This is a genomic window from Flavobacterium zhairuonense (assembly GCF_004352915.1).
Taxonomy (GTDB): domain Bacteria; phylum Bacteroidota; class Bacteroidia; order Flavobacteriales; family Flavobacteriaceae; genus Flavobacterium; species Flavobacterium zhairuonense.
Map to the genome: position 1 here is coordinate 290,910 of NZ_SJSY01000074.1, position 17,823 is coordinate 308,732.

The 17,823-nt window shown below is 34.0% G+C and carries 14 protein-coding genes; 2 read left to right on the plus strand and 12 right to left on the minus strand.

Going from position 1 to position 17,823, the window contains the following annotated elements:
• Window positions 1-4 precede the first annotated feature (4 nt).
• The 12 genes from EYY60_RS15630 to thrA all read right to left on the minus strand — a co-directional run bounded on the left by EYY60_RS15630 (window position 5) and on the right by thrA (window position 14,947).
• The gene (locus tag EYY60_RS15630) at window positions 5-1,537 is read right to left on the minus strand and encodes a S10 family peptidase (RefSeq protein ID WP_132990250.1); all 1,533 of its coding nucleotides are present in this window, start codon (window positions 1,535-1,537) and stop codon (window positions 5-7) included.
• 317 nt (window positions 1,538-1,854) lie between these two features.
• Window positions 1,855-2,649, minus strand: coding sequence for a hypothetical protein (locus EYY60_RS15635; RefSeq protein WP_132990251.1), 795 nt, complete (start codon window positions 2,647-2,649; stop codon window positions 1,855-1,857).
• A gap of 150 nt (window positions 2,650-2,799) precedes the next feature.
• Window positions 2,800-3,033, minus strand: coding sequence for a hypothetical protein (locus tag EYY60_RS15640; RefSeq protein ID WP_132990252.1), 234 nt, complete (start codon window positions 3,031-3,033; stop codon window positions 2,800-2,802).
• A gap of 16 nt (window positions 3,034-3,049) precedes the next feature.
• Window positions 3,050-5,566 (minus strand): FAD-binding oxidoreductase, encoded by a 2,517-nt coding sequence (locus EYY60_RS15645; protein ID WP_132990253.1) that lies wholly within the window; start codon window positions 5,564-5,566, stop codon window positions 3,050-3,052.
• A gap of 17 nt (window positions 5,567-5,583) precedes the next feature.
• Complete coding sequence (locus EYY60_RS15650; RefSeq protein ID WP_132990254.1) at window positions 5,584-6,525, minus strand: class I SAM-dependent methyltransferase; 942 nt, start codon at window positions 6,523-6,525, stop codon at window positions 5,584-5,586.
• A 198-nt stretch (window positions 6,526-6,723) separates the two neighbouring features.
• Complete coding sequence (locus tag EYY60_RS15655) at window positions 6,724-7,035, minus strand: hypothetical protein (RefSeq protein ID WP_132990255.1); 312 nt, start codon at window positions 7,033-7,035, stop codon at window positions 6,724-6,726.
• A gap of 458 nt (window positions 7,036-7,493) precedes the next feature.
• Window positions 7,494-8,207: a hypothetical protein gene (locus EYY60_RS15660; protein ID WP_132990256.1), complete on the minus strand. Its 714-nt coding sequence runs from the start codon at window positions 8,205-8,207 to the stop codon at window positions 7,494-7,496.
• A 3-nt stretch (window positions 8,208-8,210) separates the two neighbouring features.
• Window positions 8,211-8,684, minus strand: a complete 474-nt coding sequence (locus tag EYY60_RS15665) for a hypothetical protein (protein ID WP_132990257.1) — start codon at window positions 8,682-8,684, stop codon at window positions 8,211-8,213.
• A 1-nt stretch (window position 8,685) separates the two neighbouring features.
• On the minus strand, window positions 8,686-9,495 hold the full coding sequence (locus EYY60_RS15670; protein WP_132990258.1) for a ParA family protein: 810 nt from the start codon (window positions 9,493-9,495) through the stop codon (window positions 8,686-8,688).
• 272 nt (window positions 9,496-9,767) lie between these two features.
• Window positions 9,768-11,057, minus strand: coding sequence for a threonine synthase (gene thrC, locus EYY60_RS15675; protein ID WP_132990259.1), 1,290 nt, complete (start codon window positions 11,055-11,057; stop codon window positions 9,768-9,770).
• Between the two features lie 368 nt (window positions 11,058-11,425).
• The gene (locus tag EYY60_RS15680; RefSeq protein ID WP_132990260.1) at window positions 11,426-12,346 is read right to left on the minus strand and encodes a homoserine kinase; all 921 of its coding nucleotides are present in this window, start codon (window positions 12,344-12,346) and stop codon (window positions 11,426-11,428) included.
• Window positions 12,347-12,499: 153 nt separating this feature from the next.
• A complete protein-coding gene (thrA, locus tag EYY60_RS15685) occupies window positions 12,500-14,947 on the minus strand; it encodes a bifunctional aspartate kinase/homoserine dehydrogenase I (protein ID WP_132990261.1) in 2,448 nt (815 codons plus the stop codon).
• A 645-nt stretch (window positions 14,948-15,592) separates the two neighbouring features.
• Here thrA and hutH point away from each other — a divergent pair.
• Window positions 15,593-17,107, plus strand: a complete 1,515-nt coding sequence (gene hutH / locus EYY60_RS15690) for a histidine ammonia-lyase (protein ID WP_132990262.1) — start codon at window positions 15,593-15,595, stop codon at window positions 17,105-17,107.
• A gap of 48 nt (window positions 17,108-17,155) precedes the next feature.
• The gene (locus EYY60_RS15695; RefSeq protein ID WP_012024643.1) at window positions 17,156-17,800 is read left to right on the plus strand and encodes a DUF47 domain-containing protein; all 645 of its coding nucleotides are present in this window, start codon (window positions 17,156-17,158) and stop codon (window positions 17,798-17,800) included.
• The last annotated feature ends 23 nt before the right edge of the window (window positions 17,801-17,823 follow it).

Consider the following 17,823-nt stretch of genomic DNA (forward strand, 5'->3'; position numbering starts at 1 on the left):
AGATTTAATATTTTGCTGGTTCGCCCGCTTTAGGTAAAGATTGTTTTATGAATGTTCTGATGTCTTCATTTGCCGTTTCTAAGTCGGCTTTTCTTAAATACATCATATGACCGCTTCTGTAGCCTTTCCAAGACATTCTGTCGTTTAGTCTTCCGCTTGGATCCATTTGCCATAAATCATATTTTGCATTAAAATAGTCGCAGGCACCATCATAATATCCTGATTGCACCATAACATGTAAATAAGGATTTTGTGCCATCGCTTGTCTTAGGTTTTCTCCCGTTTTATCATTCGATCTGTCCCAAGGATGCACTGGACCAAACATATTGTATTTAAAGTCAGTCTTGTAGTTAAGATTATTTCGTAGATACATATTAATAGAAGGTGTAAACGAATGCAGCCAAGAAGTAAGTTCAGCATTAAAATCAACACTTTCACCGGCGTCCTTGCGGTCAATTCCTTTGTATCGTGAATCAAGTCTTCCAACAGTATAACCTTGATCTCTCAACAATTCTTTCCAGAAATAATCATTAGGAACATCTAAATTGTTTTGCAGAAAAACTTTCTCTGAAATACCAGAATAACGAGCCATTTTAGAAACAATTTCTTTTCTTTTTTGTTCGTCCAAAGATCCTCCTTTGCTTAAAGCAGGAAGAAGTTCGTTTATGGTAAAATCTTCAACCTCTGGTAACATAGCAGTTAAATCTTTGTTTTGAAGATCAGGACTTAGCATTTTATGATACCAAGCAGTGGCTGCGAAATAAGGCAATTTAAGAGCCGCATTAGAAACAACGCCGCGAGTAATTCCTAAATCAGTTGGAGAAACTAAAATCACTCCATTAAGATACATCCATTGATTGTTTTGTAATTGAAGCGCTAATCCCGAAACTCGAGTTGTGCCATAACTTTCTCCTATTAAATATTTAGGTGAAGCCCAACGATTAGAGCGGGTTACAAAACCATTGATCCAATCGGCTAGGTATTTAATGTCGGCATTTACGCCGAAGAATTTTGCAGGCGGAATTTCTTTGTTTGTAGGCCTTGAGTACGCTGTATTGACAGGGTTTACAAAAACGATATCAGCAATATCTAAAATCGAATACGGATTTTCCTTTATGCCGTAAGGTTGCAAAGGATATCCTTCTTCATCAATATTTAACAAACTTGGCCCTGTATAAGCAATTTCCATCCAAACCGAAGCAGAACCAGGACCGCCGTTAAATGAAATAACTAACGGACGAGAATCTCGATCCTTTACATCAGAACGCTCATAATAGGTATAAAATAATCCGGCAATTGCTTTTCCGTCTTCGTCCCAAACAGGCATAGTTCCAGCCGTTGCTTTATACGAAACCTTTTGGCCTTTTATCGTTGTGGTATGATTGGTTACAACTTGAGAATCTGGATTGAAAGTAAGGTTAGAAGGTGAATTTTCTTCTTTTGCAGGAGGTGTTTTCGGTTTTGAATCTGGTTTTGATTCTTGAGCGTAGGCAGTTAAAAATCCAACTAAAAGAAATGAAAGGAATGTCTTTTTCATAAATTTTTTGGGTGTTATTATTTTTATGTTCTGAATTTGGGGATTATTAATTAAAGTTTTTAAAGATATAAAAAAAATAGAACTGATGATTTTTAGACTTAAAGAAGGACAACATCATTTTATGAAAGTGCTCAATTAAGGAGATTCGATTTTTTTGAATTACCTCCAGGTTTAGATGGGGAATAAAATTACATTAGAAAATGGCTTTAGCCGAATCCGCAATGTTTTTTGGCTAAAGCCGAATCTTACTCAAAATATAAACCTCCAACTAAAATTGGAGGCAATTGATTTTTATATTTTCTAAGCAATCCTTGAAATTACGCGAAAGTAAAATCGAAACTATAAAATACAGATTCATAAATCCCAATTGCAATAGCCCATTTTTGTTCTTCTGCATTTAAGTTTTCGTTATTATTCATTAATGAATATTCTTGATATGGCTCTCTATATTCCAACATATTTCGTTTATAGCGGTATGTAGAATGTGGACTTTCGTAAAATACGTTTTTTACAAATCTTTTATTATCGTAACTTTTGTTAATTTCCAAACTATTTTCTGAATCAAAATCTATAACATATTTGCTGTTAGGATTATCTCGATTTAAAGTTCCAATTCTGTTATTTGATGAATCAAAAATATCCTTTAGGTGAATGATTTTTCCAAAATATTGGTCATTGTATTCAATAATGATTTCTTCCGGACTTATTTCATAAAAATATTTAAATTCAGTAGAAGATGCCAATATTCTGCAATTTAAGCGAATTCCTCTTTGTAGCCTTTGAAAAGCAATTACACGATTGCCATCTAGTGCTAAAATATGCCCAGTTAGTTTGTTCGTGATCCACTTTTTATAGGAATATTCAAGGTCGTTTGTGATATCATTTATAGAATATTTATTCCAATCTACAATCGATGTTTTTAGACTATTAACCTTTTTTTCCATCTCTAATTTTTCAGCTCTTAAGAAATCAGGTGTTTTCTTTTCTACTGATTTTTTAAAAACATAACCAATAAAAAATAAAGTCCCAAACATTGAAAATAGGATATACAATATAAAAGTAATAAAGATAATTGCTAGTATGATGACTATGATTGTGACTATAATATGCATATAAGTTTTAAGATTTGTTTTAGTTAGGTTTAAAGTTTTCCAGAGGCTTTATTTTTCTTTTAAAGATAAATAAAAGTGATGGAAAACAATATTTTTCTGACTTCGCACAGCGACCATGACACTTCGTAGAGCTGGAACCAGTAAGAAGAACTAATTCTTTTTCTGCGATTCAATTAAATCCAATCGATTTTTGATACGTTCAATAATACCTAAATCATTGTCACCATGAATATCTCTTATATTATAATTTGGATTTCTTGGGTCAGTAGTTTTCTGAAATTCATTAACACTTAGATTGAAAAGCGCCTGTCCAAATCTTTGATCAGGGTTTTGTTCTAAATAAGAAGCAATTAGATCGAGTATTATTTGATGTTCCTTTTTCATGATTGGTTTTTACCTTTTAATAATCATAAACATGTTCAATTGTAAGCTTATTCTTTTTAGAATCTTTAATAAATTCCAATAATTTCTCAACAGGCAAAATATAGACACTTCGCTTCAAACTATCATTCGTCACAATTTTAGATTGATATAACAATTTTACCTCTTTTAAATTTGGTTTATTAAATTGGCTCTCAATTGCCGAAACCACAATTTCATCATTCCCAGAAATCTCATAGATTTTCACCTCCTGATTCGAAAGCTTCATCATTTCCTGCGTGAAAATCTCCCAACGCGTAACCGAAATTATCATTTTATCGCCATCTCGTTTAACGATTTTTAAGTTCGGATTTTCTTTGATGGAATCAACATTCGAAACAATCAAATAAATCAAATTTGAAGGCGTTTCGTAGCTTGATTTTGCACCCCATTCAATAAGCTTTGAATAAAACGCTTTGAACGAAAATTCTAAAGTAAAAATAAAAGTTCGTTCCCATTTGCGAAGAATACTGTGCTCTGAATTTTCCGGAGCCGTCCAGACTTTTTTAATCCAAGGCATAAATTTGAATTCGTACCAAGCCGTTTGGTATATAAAATCGCTGTAAGCTCTTTGCGCTTCAATGATTGTTTTTTCTGCTTCTGAATTTTTTTCTTCCGAGAATAAAGAAAAAAATCTTCCAATCGTATTTTCGTAGAGAATTTTGGCACCGTATTCCATCGTCATACTAACGCCAATTACCTGAAGCATGGTTTTGTATTCGCTATTTTCAGGATACGCTTTCGAAGTCAGTTTTATCGAACGATCGTATAATTTCCAATATTCATCAATCGATTTGTAAAACGGAAAATCAGACGGATTTTTACCACTTTCCAGATAATCCGCATATTCTTTCGGATTGTACACTAAATACCATTCTGGAACTGTCAAAACGGTTTGTTCTTCGGCTCTGAAATAGTCCTTTATCTTTTTCTTTTCCTCCGAAATTTTGCTTTTCGCATACGGATTATATTTGTCCAAAAGCTTATTGGTAAATCGCTGATTTGTATCTAATTTGTTTTTGAGTTCAAAATATTTATCGCTGTTTGGATATCCTTTTTTAAACTGTTCAAGCGTTGCGTGAGGCTGATACGGAAGATACCAAGTTCCGTTTTCGCTCAAAATGGCATCCGTCATTTCAAGCGTCCATTTTTTTACCTGGTCTTTCGCTTTTTGATCGGTATTTTGTTTGTAATAAACCACAAAAGCAAAAACCTCTTTTCTTGCCCATGATAAATAACTTTCATGATCCGGCAACGCGTGTCGCAAAGAAACATTGATAACGTTTACTTTATTGTTCTGAAAAACGGTGCTCATTTTCGGGATAAAAGCCTTTATGTTTTCCACTGGAATAAAATATTCCTGCAAAACATAAGTTGCTTTTTCGCGAGAAGAAGGCTCTAATTCTTTTACATCATAACTCGCTTCTTTATTTCGCCATCTTACAATTTCAGGAATATAATACAAAGGATCTATGGTGTATTCGCGAATCCATTTTCCCGAATTTCCCCAGGAAACAACTCCCGCCATATGCGATTCCAGCCAGTAATTTTCGTCTCTCGGAATTAATCTTTCGGTATCTGTCAGCGGTTTTGTGGTTTTTTGCCACGAAACACTCATGATTTTGTCATATTTCGGCGGATATAAATTCCCATTCTGAAAAACTACATTCTTATTGTCTCTAATGTTTTTATCAAAATAAGCTTTGTAATTTTCAACTGGCATAACTTCGTGAAATCGTTCTACTTTTTCATTGTCAACCAATTGTAAAGTTGCCTCGGCAATAACTCCAATTCCCCCATAACCGCCAATTGTGGCATTAAAAATATCAGGATTTGTTTGGCGATTGGCAATAATAATATCACCATTTGCCGTAATGATTTTCAATTCTAAAACCGATGAAATAATTGGGCCGTAACCCACATATCTTCCGTGGCAATTTACCGAAATAGCACCGCCAACCGTGAAATTAGAATACGTTTGCATGATTTTGATCGATAAATTCAACGGATCAATTACTTCCTGAATAGCTCTCCAGCGAATTCCTGCCTGAACCGTAATTTGCTTTTTCTTTTGGTCGATATTGATTATTTTATTGAAATCGGTCATGTCGATATGCAGACTGTTTTCAAAAGCCGTTTGCCCGCCCATGCTGTATTTTCCTCCGCCAATAGAAATTGGCCCAGTGGTGTTTTTTATAGCAGAAACAATTTCGTTAACCGTTTTTGGTTTGATAACCTGATTGACCTGAATCGGATTTAATTGCGTGACATCATTTAAGGTTTTGTTGTCTAAAGTGGTTTCAAATGCTGAATCTCCCGAAAATTGAATCAATAAAAAGATATAAATCGCAAAAGCAATAAAACTGTAAAATGGAATGAATAAGCGTTTTTTGCTATTAATATATCGGATTGACTTTTTGATTCCGGCGTATGTAAATTTTACGATTTTTAGAAAATAGGCGAAGAGAAGCTTAACCAAACGGTAGATTTTTTTCATAGAAGAACGTACAATGATTAGATTTTGGTGAAAAGCATTAAGGCATTTTTGGTAGGATCGCCTTTTTGATACAAGGTTTTTTTATGAAACTTGAACCCGATATTTTCCACAAAAGCAATGATAAAATCCAAAGAATAAAAGTTTCGAACCTCTTTTTCATTGTATTCCCAGGTTTCGTTTACACCCAAATTAAAAACGTCGTGCGCCAATGCCACCAATACTTTCTGGTCTTCGGTATCGCAATTATGATCTCTTAAAATCATTTTTCCGCCCACTCGCAAAGTATCGCGAATTGAAGAAATATATTGCGTTCGCAACTCTAACGGGCAATGATGAAATCCAATATAAATCGTAACCAAATCAACACTATTATGCGGAACATGGTCGCCAAACTTAGTTTTGTAATTCGTAAACGGAATATATTCGGCACCAACGGCAATTTGACCGCGATCGACCATTTCAGAAAAAGAATATTTGGGTTTTCGACCATCAGCATAATATCTTTTTCCTTTGATGGAAACACTTTCCTCCAGATAATCTAAATAGCGTCCCGAAGAACCAATTTCTAAATAACCGTTATATTTAGTGCCTTCGCCAAGCAAAGAAACCGTCTCCACCGACATTTCATTTTTCTGATGCATCAATGCCGGAAGCTGATAGCGAAAACTTGACATAAAAGGAGTAATGTCGTCAAGTTTTGCTTGCGTTGCCAAATAAATCTCTTTATCGGTATTTTTCGAAATCGTGTTTTGGTAAATTAAATCGTGGAATTCCTTCTCAGGATATAAATTGAAAACATTTTTTAAAAACAAAAAGAACTGATTTTTAAGCTTCGAATTGGTATAAATGTATTTAAAGTTGTTTCGAACTTCTGTCGCGAAATTCAATACTGTATTCGGAAACATTTGCGCTGAGGCAACAAAAAGCAGTGTTGTTTTAATAAAGTTTCTTCTCTTCATAAGTGTTTTTTACTTTATCAAACATAATGATTTTGCTTACAAAATGCTAATTTGAGGATTGGAAATATATAGCCACAAATTGCACAAATTTTCACAAATTAATTAACGACTGTGCGAAGGCTCCTGACTTCGCACAGCGACTACGATTCTTGACAAAGAACACTTTGGAGAGCGGGTTTTGTTAAACATCAATAATTTTTACAAACGTTCTTTTAATTTTTTATTCTTGATAAATTCTTTCACTTTAAACAAAAAGAAAAATGGCATCAAACTAAACACAAAAAATGTCATAAACAAATTAAAGTAATATTCACCTTTTGATACATTCAAAAACAGCTTATTTCCTTTTGCATCAGATTTATTTATTGCATCGAAGACAAAATATTTTCCATGCTCAATTTTACCACTGATTGCATCTCCTCCGTGAATATAATATGTAATGAAGAGCACTACAATAGATACTAGAAGTATAAGTGATATTATTTTGTTCAAGTTAAGTTTTAGTTTCATTGAATGATAACTATTGTTTACGGATTTTGGTTAACATTGGCTATAACTAATTTATAAGCGAAACAAACTTTTCCTCAGCTAGCGCGAGCGTCTCGCTCGTGAACGTGTCAATTGGTTTTGGAATTTCTTTGTGTTCACGAGCGGGACGCTCGCGCCAGCGGGGGGAAGTTAAGTTTTAATTTCATTGAATAATAACTATTGTTTACGGATTTTGGTTAATATAGGTTATAACTAATTTATAAGGTAAATAAGCTTTTCCTCTGCTAGCGCGAGCGTCCCGCTCGAAAATGGTTCAATTTGTTTTTGAATTCCTTTGCGTTCACGAGCGGGACGCTCGCGCTAGCGGGGGAAATTATTGAATGGGAAATAAACGTTTTTGAAGATATATTAAATTGAAAAGAGACCTTTGATGAGGTCTCTTTTTTATTCTTATTTTGTTCTGAAGTCTAATAAGTTATTTATGGAACTAACCCAATTTCAGTTATGTCATTTGGAAGTAAATTTCTTAAAAGTAAATCTTTTGATTGTGTTGGAAATTGAACAATCTTATCTCGAAAAAATATAGAAAATAATTTATTAATTCGATAACCAGTTTTCAAAAAATGTGATTTCCAGATATTAAAATCTTTTATTATAATCGTTTTTTTAGTGGAAGATTCTAGTGTAGTTTGAAAATAACTTGGAGCCTCTGCGTGAATATATTTTGAAAATGTTTTCCAATTCTGGGTGATATTTCCAATTAAGTTGACTGCGGAAGTTCCAATAAACTGTGGATGTTTTTTTAAATATTCGGTCAATTCTTCATGTTTAATTCGAAATTCTCCATCTTTCCATTGTGAAAATTCTACTTCATGTTGATAAAAATATAGTAATTGTAAAGAGAGCTCAATTACACTTCTCAAATGCATTATAGCTGTGCGATACTGACCAAAATGAGCTAAAAAAAATGATGTGTTAATGTCCTCATGTAATTCTGATAAAATTGAGTCTAAATGTTGAATGCCAACATGATTCAATGAAAGTTGCCAATTTCTAAAGATTAATGTATTTGCGTAACAATCAATTAATTCTTCTTCTGAAATATGTGTGGTGGTCGCATCCCAAAAATCTTTAAAATCATTAAAGTACAATGGAATGTCTTTTTTTGCACTTGCTAAAAGGGTAGAATTCATTGTTTAGATATTTTTTATAATTTCAGCCCATTTACTAAAAGTGTCTATAGTAATGATTTGCTTTCTTGATTTTGTATTTTTGGTATCGTGTACCATTTCATTTCTTAAAGATATAACTGCATTTTTTAATAATTCTTTCAATTCAGGTTTTGCTGCAATCCTTCCAATAATCCTATTGATTGTTATATCTCGAGATTCCTTTTGGTCCTTAAAGCCTAAGTTTAATCGCTCGTTAGCAAATGAGATCACATCTTTAATTGTAGGGAAAGCCTTTTTGTCTTCCAAAAAAGTTCTTATAATGATTAATTTTTCATCTAAAGTCACTTCTATTTGATCATAGGGTTCAACGCTAAACTTTAGATAGTCTTTAAAACCTTTCATAAAAATTTTTAAAGATGATGTATCTAGACCTTTTTTTTGATAAGGAGCTAAATCTTTTAAAATTTCCTCTAATCTTTTTACTATGTCGTTTTCCATATTATAACATTCCTAAAATTTCACGTACTAATGTGCGATAACCTTGGACACCTAAACAATTAGGATAAGATATTGTAGCCGGTTTATGTTCGGCAATTGCTTTTCCTATATCCGCATTTTGCTTTATTATTGTTGAGAAACAAGGTATTATTTTTCCCTTCCTTAGAATATCCATTTGTTGTGCATGCATGCTGTATCTGCCATCAACTTTAGTAAATAATACTCCCAAGAACTCAACTTTACAGTCTTTAAAGCTTTTTTTCCATTTATTTACACGGTTTATTAATAATGGTAAACCAATTGCAGGGAATATTTCTGGAGTTACTGGAACAATTATATAATCACTGACGATTAAAGCATTTTGAGGAGCAATTGTTAAATTCGGAGGGCAATCTATTAGAATAAAATCATAATCAAAATTGGCAGATTCTATTTTATTTTGCAGGATACTTTCCCTAGCTGGTACCGAACCTAAATCTAAATCAAGAAATGTTAGCTCTAAATGTGAAGGTATCAAATCTAGATTTTTAATTCCACCAACATTCTCAATTATAGCGTCTCTAATATCATATTCATCGTCGCGTGAAGTGGTAGCGCGATTCATTCCTAAAACATCTTTAATTGTCGCATCATCTTTGAGTCCTTCCCATTCATTTAATGAAATTAAAGACAAAGTAGCATTAGTTTGTGGATCTAAATCAATTATTAAGACTTTTTTTTTATGTTCTTTTGCTAGTAATGCTCCAATTTCGACTACTGAAGTGGTTTTTCCAACACCACCTTTCATATTTATAAATGAGATTGTTTTCATTTTTTATTGTTTAAGTTCAAAATTATAATTTTAGTTTAATAAATGCGTGATCTAAGTATTAATTTCTGTATAATTCTATATTATTGTCCAAAATTAGTCTGGATTTGAAAAACTAATTTCGTTTTTTATTTCCAAATATATGTATATATTCTTGCTAATTTTTACGGATTTCCGTACTTGATATATTTATTAATTCAAAATAATTAGTTGTAATGCAATAAAAAAGCGAGCAAAAATGTATTACCCGCTTTAATCATTAATTATTTATGTTTTTACCCCAAGAAACTTTTCAACTCCTCATATGTCCCAATCTTAACACTAACTTTCTCCTCATTAATAACACTCTCAATTTGAGCAGGAATAGGAAGTGTAATGCCTAAAGCAGGTTCAACAACATCCAAAAACTTAATAGGATGCGCCGTTTCTAAGAAAATACCAATTGCATTGCTATGTTTTTCCAATTCTTTTTTCAAACCTAAATAACCAACAGCGCCGTGTGGTTCTGCGATATAACCATCTGTGTTATAAATTTTCTTTAGAGCAACTAATGTTTCTTCATCTGTATAACTATAAGAAGAAAAGTCTTTTTCGAAAGCTTTTAAGTCATTGTTGTACAATTCCTGAATTCTAATAAAGTTGCTTGGGTTTCCAACATCCATGGCGTTAGAAATTGTGGCTTTAGAAGGTTTCGGGTCGTATTTTCCGTTTTCTAAGAATCTTGGTACGGTGTCGTTTACGTTGGTAGAAGCTACAAAATGCTCAATTGGCAAACCTAATTTCTTTGCCATAATTCCGGCGCAGATATTTCCGAAGTTTCCGCTTGGGCAAGAGAAAACTAAAGGTTTGTTTTGGCTTTTCAACGCTTTGTAAGCAAAGAAGAAATAAAACATTTGCGGTAACCAGCGCGCAATATTAATAGAATTCGCCGAAGTCAGGTTTTTATGCGCTAAAGTCTCATCTAAAAACGCTTTTTTCACCATATCCTGACAATCATCGAAAACACCGTCAACTTCAAGAGCTTTAATGTTTTGCCCTAAAGTAGTCAATTGTTTTTCCTGAATATCGCTCACTTTTCCTGACGGATATAAAATGACAACATCAACGCCGTCAACGCCTAAAAATCCGCTGGCAACGGCTCCGCCTGTATCTCCGGAAGTGGCTACTAAAACAGTGTTTTTAGCATCTTTTTTGTCTTTATTGAAATAGCCCAAACAACGTGACATGAAACGCGCTCCAACGTCTTTAAAAGCCATTGTCGGACCGTGAAATAATTCTAACGAATAGATTCCGTTTTCGACTTTCACAACCGGAAAATCAAAAACTAAAGTCTCAGCAATGATTGCTTTTAGTTTTTCTGCTGGTATTTCATCGCCAACGAATTGTTTGATCGCTTCAAAAGCGATTTCTTCGTGGCTTAAACTTTCGATTTTGTCAAAAAATGAAGGATCAAGCGGTGTAATGCTTTCTGGGAAATATAATCCTTTGTCAGTTGCTAATCCTTGTATTACGGCTTCTTTGAAAGAAACTTTTGGGGCATTATGGTTTAAACTGTAGTATTTCATTATTTTAGATTTTTGATTTTAGATTTTAGATTTTTTGGAAGGTAAATCCCAATGCTAAAATTCCAAATTCCAATAAATTATATTTTCAATTATGTTTTGCTTTTGTCAGGCTGAGCGGAGTCGAAGCCCCGCAAAGTATGGACATAAAGTAAATCCTCAACGTTTGTCATTTCGACTGAAAGGAGAAATCACACTCGTAACTCCGTAAAGAAATTCGCCAATCTTTGTCGACAAACTAGTGTGATTTCTCCTTTCAGTCGAAATGACAAACTAGATGTGCTATACTTTGCGTGGGCTTCGACTCCGCTCAGCCTGACAAACGTCTCGTATAAATCTTAATACTTAATTCTTCGTACTTAATACTTTCTCTATAAAATTCTTACGCCATCAGGATTAATTTTCGAAACGTGAATTTCATATGGCAAATTCATTTTTTCGTAAACATCGCTCATGGCTTTTGCGATTTTTTCGGCGGTTTCTTTTCCTTTACTTAAAGCGAAAATCGACGGGCCGGAACCTGAAATTCCAGAACCCAAAGCGCCGTTTTCATAAGCCGTTTGTTTGATTAAATCAAACCCCGGAATTAAAACGCTTCGTACGGGTTCAACGATTTCGTCATGAAGCGATCTACCGATTAATTCGTAATCTTTGGTGTAAAGACCTGCAACCAATCCGCCAACATTTCCCCATTGCATGATCGCGCTTTTTAGGGAAACGTTTTGTTTTAAAACCGAACGAGCGTCAGATGTTTTCAACTCAATCTGCGGATGAACAACAGTTGCGTACAATTCTTCCGGACTGTCAATTCTAATGATATCCAAAGGCGAATAACTTCTTACCAAAGTAAAAGCACCTAAAAGGGCAGGAGCAACGTTGTCGGCATGCGCGTTTCCGCTGGCTAATTTTTCGCCCTGCATCGCAAACTGAACCAGATCTTTACGAGAATACGGTCTTCCCAATAATTCATTAATCCCGAAAACCGCTCCGGCAGAACTTGCAGCACTGCTTCCGATTCCGCTTCCGGCTTTTATGTTTTTGTAAATTTCGATTTCGAATCCAAAGTCCAATTCGTCTAAAGTTTCCAACATGGCCAAAGCAGCAACTCCAGAAACGTTTTTCTCGGTTTCCAAAGGCAAATCGGCACCCACAATTTTAGTGATTCGAACTCCTTTTTGATCGACTTTTCGAACAATCATTTCATCGCCCGCATTGTCTAAGCAAAGTCCAAGTACGTCAAATCCGCATGAGAGGTTTGCAATTGTAGCGGGACAGAATAATTTTATTTCCATTTTTTTTAAAGTTTCTAAGATGCTAAGATTCTAAGTTTCTAAGATTTCTTTGCAACTTTATTTTTGAGATTCTAAGTACTTAAGATTCTAAGATTCTAAGTTTTAGTTAAGAAAAAAACTTAGAATCTCAGCAACTCTGCATCTTAGCATCTTTTACACGTTTCCAATTCTAATTACATCTGCAAAAATTCCCGATGCCGTAACAGCTGCTCCAGCTCCGGCTCCTTTGATCAATAAAGGCTGATCTACGTAACGATCTGTGTAGAACAATACGATATTGTCTTTTCCTTCTAGATTGTAGAAAGGATGATCTTTTGGGATGAATTGCAGACCTACGCTTGCTTTTCCGTTTTCGAATTGCGCTACGTACTTCAATCTTGAATCTTTTGCTAAAGCTTCTTTGTAAATGTTCTCAAAATGAGAAGCATGTTTGATTAACGATGCAAAAAAGTCTTCGTTATTCGTTGTAGCTAAACATTCGGCAGGCAAAAACGATTCGTTTGCAATGGCGTCGATGTCCATTTCGTAACCGCTTTCACGAATTAGGATCAGGATTTTACGAGCAACGTCGATTCCGCTTAAGTCGATTTTCGGATCAGGTTCTGTGAAACCTTGAACTCCAGCTTCTTTAACCACGTCATGGAAAGAATTATTCTCGTCAAAATTGTTGAAAATAAAGTTCAAACTTCCAGATAAAACAGCTTGAATTTTATGCACTTTATCTCCAGATGCAATTAAATTTTTTACCGTATCAATAATTGGCAATCCCGCACCAACATTCGTTTCAAATAAAAACGGAGCATTGTATTGGCGAGATAAGCTTTTTAGTTTTTTATAATTGTCGTAAGCCGATGAACAAGCAATTTTATTACAAGTCACAACCGCAATACTTTCTTTTAAGAATTTTTCATATAGATCAGAAACGCTTGCATTTGCAGTAATATCTACGAAAATACTGTTGCGTAAATTCAGCTCTTTGGCGCGTGCGATGAATTCTGTCGGAATGGCTTCTTCACCTTTATCCAAAGTCGCTTGCCAATCTTTTAAAGAAATTCCGTCTTCGTCAAACACCATTTTTCTTGAATTTGATAATGCGATTACGCGAACATTAATCTTTAAAACATCTTTTAAGAATTTCTTTTGGTTGTGGATTTGCTCGATGAATTTCTCACCCACATTTCCAACACCCATTACGAATAAATTCAGCTGTTTTGTGTTTTCTTCAAAGAAATTTTCGTGAAGCGTATTCAATGCTTTTTTAACGTCTCTTTCGTTGATTACAGTCGAAATATTTCTTTCAGAAGCACCTTGCGCAATGGCACGAATGTTTACGTTGTTTTTTCCTAAAGTACTGAACATTCTTCCGCTCAAACCTTGATGATTTTTCATGTTTTCACCAACCAAAGCAATAATGCAAAGGTCTTTTTCTACATAACAAGGATCGATTTTGTTTTGTGCAATTTCGATTTCGAATGCTCTATTGATGGCAGCTTCAGCATTATCAGCATCTGAATTTAAAATTCCGATACAAATTGAATGCTCAGAAGAAGCTTGAGTAATAAAAATCACGTTGATTTTTTCCTGAGACAATACTTCAAACAAGCGTCTTGACGAACCTGCAACTCCAATCATTCCTGGACCTTCAAGTGTCAACAATGAAATATTGTCAATATGACTGATTCCTTTTACGACAGTATCTTTTGATAAAACAACATCAGAAATTAAAGTTCCTTCTGCTTCTGGCTCAAAAGTATTTTTGATTAAAATCGGAATATTTTTTCGCAAGACAGGCTGAATTGTTGGCGGATACAAAACTTTCGCACCAAAATGCGACAATTCCATCGCTTCCTGATAGGAAATGTTTGCAATTGGCTGTGCTTGTTTTACGATTTTCGGGTTTGCAGTAAACATTCCGTTTACATCTGTCCAGATTTCCAATTGTTCTGCGTCGATTGCTCCGGCAATAATTGCTGCAGTATAATCAGATCCGCCACGTCCTAAAGTTGAAGTGATTCCGTCTAAAGTCTGTGCGATAAATCCAGGCATGATGTTGATTTTTGCTTTGTTTTCAGCAAAATATTCCTGAATTAATTTATTCGAGATTTCGAAATTCACAACCGCTTTTCCAAAATCAGCATTTGTTTTAATCAACTCACGGCTGTCTTTGTAAACCGCATCGTTATTGATTTGCTCGTATGCCTTTGCAATAATGAATGACGAAAGCAATTCTCCAAAACTTAAAATAGTATCGGCAGTTCTTGGAGATAATTCGCCAAGTAGGAAACAGCCGTCTAATAAAGTTTCTAAATGATTAATGATTCTTTTTACGTGGCTTAACAAACTGCTTTGCTCGCTTACTGGAATCAATTCTTTTAAAGTGTCAAGGTGTTTTTTCTCGATTTCAGCAACAACTTCTCTGAAGCTTTCGTCGTTTGCCGCTGCTTTTGCTGCTGCTAATTGCAATAAGTCGGTTACTTTGCTTAAGGCAGAAACTACTACAACTAATTTATCTTGCTTTGCTTTTTGTTCGACAATTTCGAGAACGAGTTTTATATTTTGAGCATTGGCTACCGAAGTTCCGCCAAATTTTAATACTTTCATTTTTTTTGATATTTTTTAATAAGGTGCAAAGATTTTGAGTAACAAAGGTTCAAAGGATATCAACTGTGAACTGAAACTGAAAACTGCGACTTTTTTTTTTCGTTGTAAATGTTTTTTATGTATCCAATAACTCTCTTCTTTCAAGAAAAAAGTATAGGTAACCTAGGATTATATGTGAAAATGTATACCCCTAAGGGGTAGTAGTTGTTGTAGTAGAAATAATGGTAGCAGCAATTGCAACTCCAGTTTGAGTTGTCATTGTAGATTGATATTTTGTGCTGTTACTTTTCATTTTTGATTTTTCAAAAGTACAGCTTTTAAGTAGGATTAAAAATTCTTAAAGGCTTTTTGCGAATATTTTAATAATTCAAATCTCAAAAAATCAATATTGAGTATTTGTTAAAATTCAATAAGCTAATTTGAGGTTTTAATATTATTTATGCTGGTTTTTTTGTTGGTTAAACTTGTATAATGAATTGGTTTTTAACGAAAAACTTGCGAAAAAATGGTGATTTAAACAAAATTCAGCTTTATGAAATAATTAAAAGCGAAGAATTGTATCAATGCAAATTTTAATTATTGTGATAAAATGTTGCTTTTTAATATTGATTTGTTGAATTTTGACGTCTTAAATTTAAAATAATCATGAGAGAGATTCATTATATAAGTACTGAAACCATAACTTTAGAAACATTGCAAGAAATTTTGAGCTTTAATAAAACGCTTGAATTATCTGAAGAAGCAAAAGTAAATGTTCAGAAATGCCGTGATTATTTAGACAAAAAAATGGCAACGCATACAGCGCCAATCTACGGAATCAATACAGGTTTTGGTTCATTGTACAGCGTAAAAATCTCTAATGAAAATTTATCTAAACTTCAGGAGAACTTAGTGAAATCACACGCTTGCGGAACAGGCGAAGAAGTTCCTGCCGAAATCGTGAAAATGATGCTGTTGCTTAAAATTCAATCTTTGAGTTATGGGCATTCGGGCGTTCAGTTGAAAACATTGGAGCGTTTAGTTGATTTCTATAATAATGATATCCTTCCTATTATATATACACAAGGATCGCTTGGAGCTTCTGGTGATTTGGCACCTTTAGCGCATTTGTCTTTGCCTTTAATTGGCGAAGGAGAAGTGCTTTTTGAGGGGAAAAAAGTAGCATCTTCCGAAGTTTTAAAACAGTTTAATTGGGAACCAATCGTTTTGCAATCAAAAGAAGGTCTGGCTTTATTGAACGGAACGCAATTTATGAGCGCTTACGGAGCTCATATTTTGATTAAAGCATATAAATATTCGTATTTGGCTGATTTGATCGGAACTATTTCTTTGGAAGGTTTTGATGGAAGAATCGAACCTTTTAATGAATTGATACATTATATACGTCCACACAAAGGACAAATTGTGACGGCACAGCGAATAGCTGAATTTTTAGAAGGAAGTGAAATTATCGAACAAGAGAAGAAACACGTTCAAGATCCGTATTCTTTCCGTTGTATGCCACAAGTTCATGGCGCTTCAAAAGATGCGATTGATTATGTTCGTAAAGTATTCAAAACCGAAATTAACTCGGTTACAGATAATCCAAACATATTTGTTGAAGCGGATCAAATTATTTCAGGAGGAAATTTCCACGGACAACCATTAGCTTTAGCATTAGATTTTATGGCAATTGCTTTAGCCGAATTAGGAAGTATATCTGAAAGAAGAACTTATCAGTTGATTTCTGGTTTGAGAAATCTTCCAGCATTTTTGGTTGATAATCCGGGGTTGAATTCAGGATTTATGATTCCGCAATATACTGCGGCAAGTATTGCGAGTCAGAACAAACAATTAGCAACTCCGTCAAGTATTGATAGTATTGTTTCAAGTAATGGACAAGAAGATCACGTAAGTATGGGAGCAAATGGAGCTACAAAAGCTTTGCGAGTTTTAGATAATTTAGAGCGTATTTTGGCAATTGAATTGCTGAATGCATCACAGGCAATTGCTTATAGAGAGCCTTTGAAATCAAGCGATTTTATCGAAATGTTCTTGAGCAGTTATAGAGAAGTTGTGCCTTTAGTAAAGGAAGACAGGATCTTACATTATGATATTGAAAATACCGTTGCGTTCCTAAATAGTTTCCAAATTGAAAACGATTTGTTAACAATGGCTTAACATTATAGAATATTAATGAAGTAATTTTGCACTATCAAAAATATAAAAATGTCAATAAACAGTATTTTCCAATTTTTAGTGCCGAAAGACAAGAAATTCTTTCCACTTTTTGAAGAGGCTTCAAGCAATTTAATTGAATTAGCTTCTAACTTACACGAAGCTGTAAACCTTCCATTAAAAGAAAGAGAAATCCTTTTTCAAAAAATTGACGAATTAGAACAAAAAGGAGAAGACATTACACGTCAAACCAATTTGGAATTGAGCAGAAACTTCATTACTCCATTTGACAGGGAGGATATTCACACATTAATTACTTCTATTGATAACGTTGCTGATTATCTTCACGGTGCTGCAAGCCGTATGAGATTGTATCAAGTTGATAAGATCACAAAATCAATCAGAAAAATGACAGAAATCAACCTTGAGGCTTGTCAAAACATTGACAGTGCTGTAAAAGAGTTGAGAAACTTGCAGAACTTTAAAATCATTAAAGATGCTTGTGCCAGAATCAACAAACTGGAAAACAAATCTGATAATGTTTACAACAAAGCAGTTTTTGAAATCTTTGAAAACGAAACAGACGCTAAAAATATCATTAAATACAAAGAGGTATTATCTGTTTTAGAATCAGCAACAGATAAATGTAAGAGTGTTGCGAACATACTAGAATCTATTTCTGTAAAACATTCTTAATTTTTCAATCTGAAGTTATAATT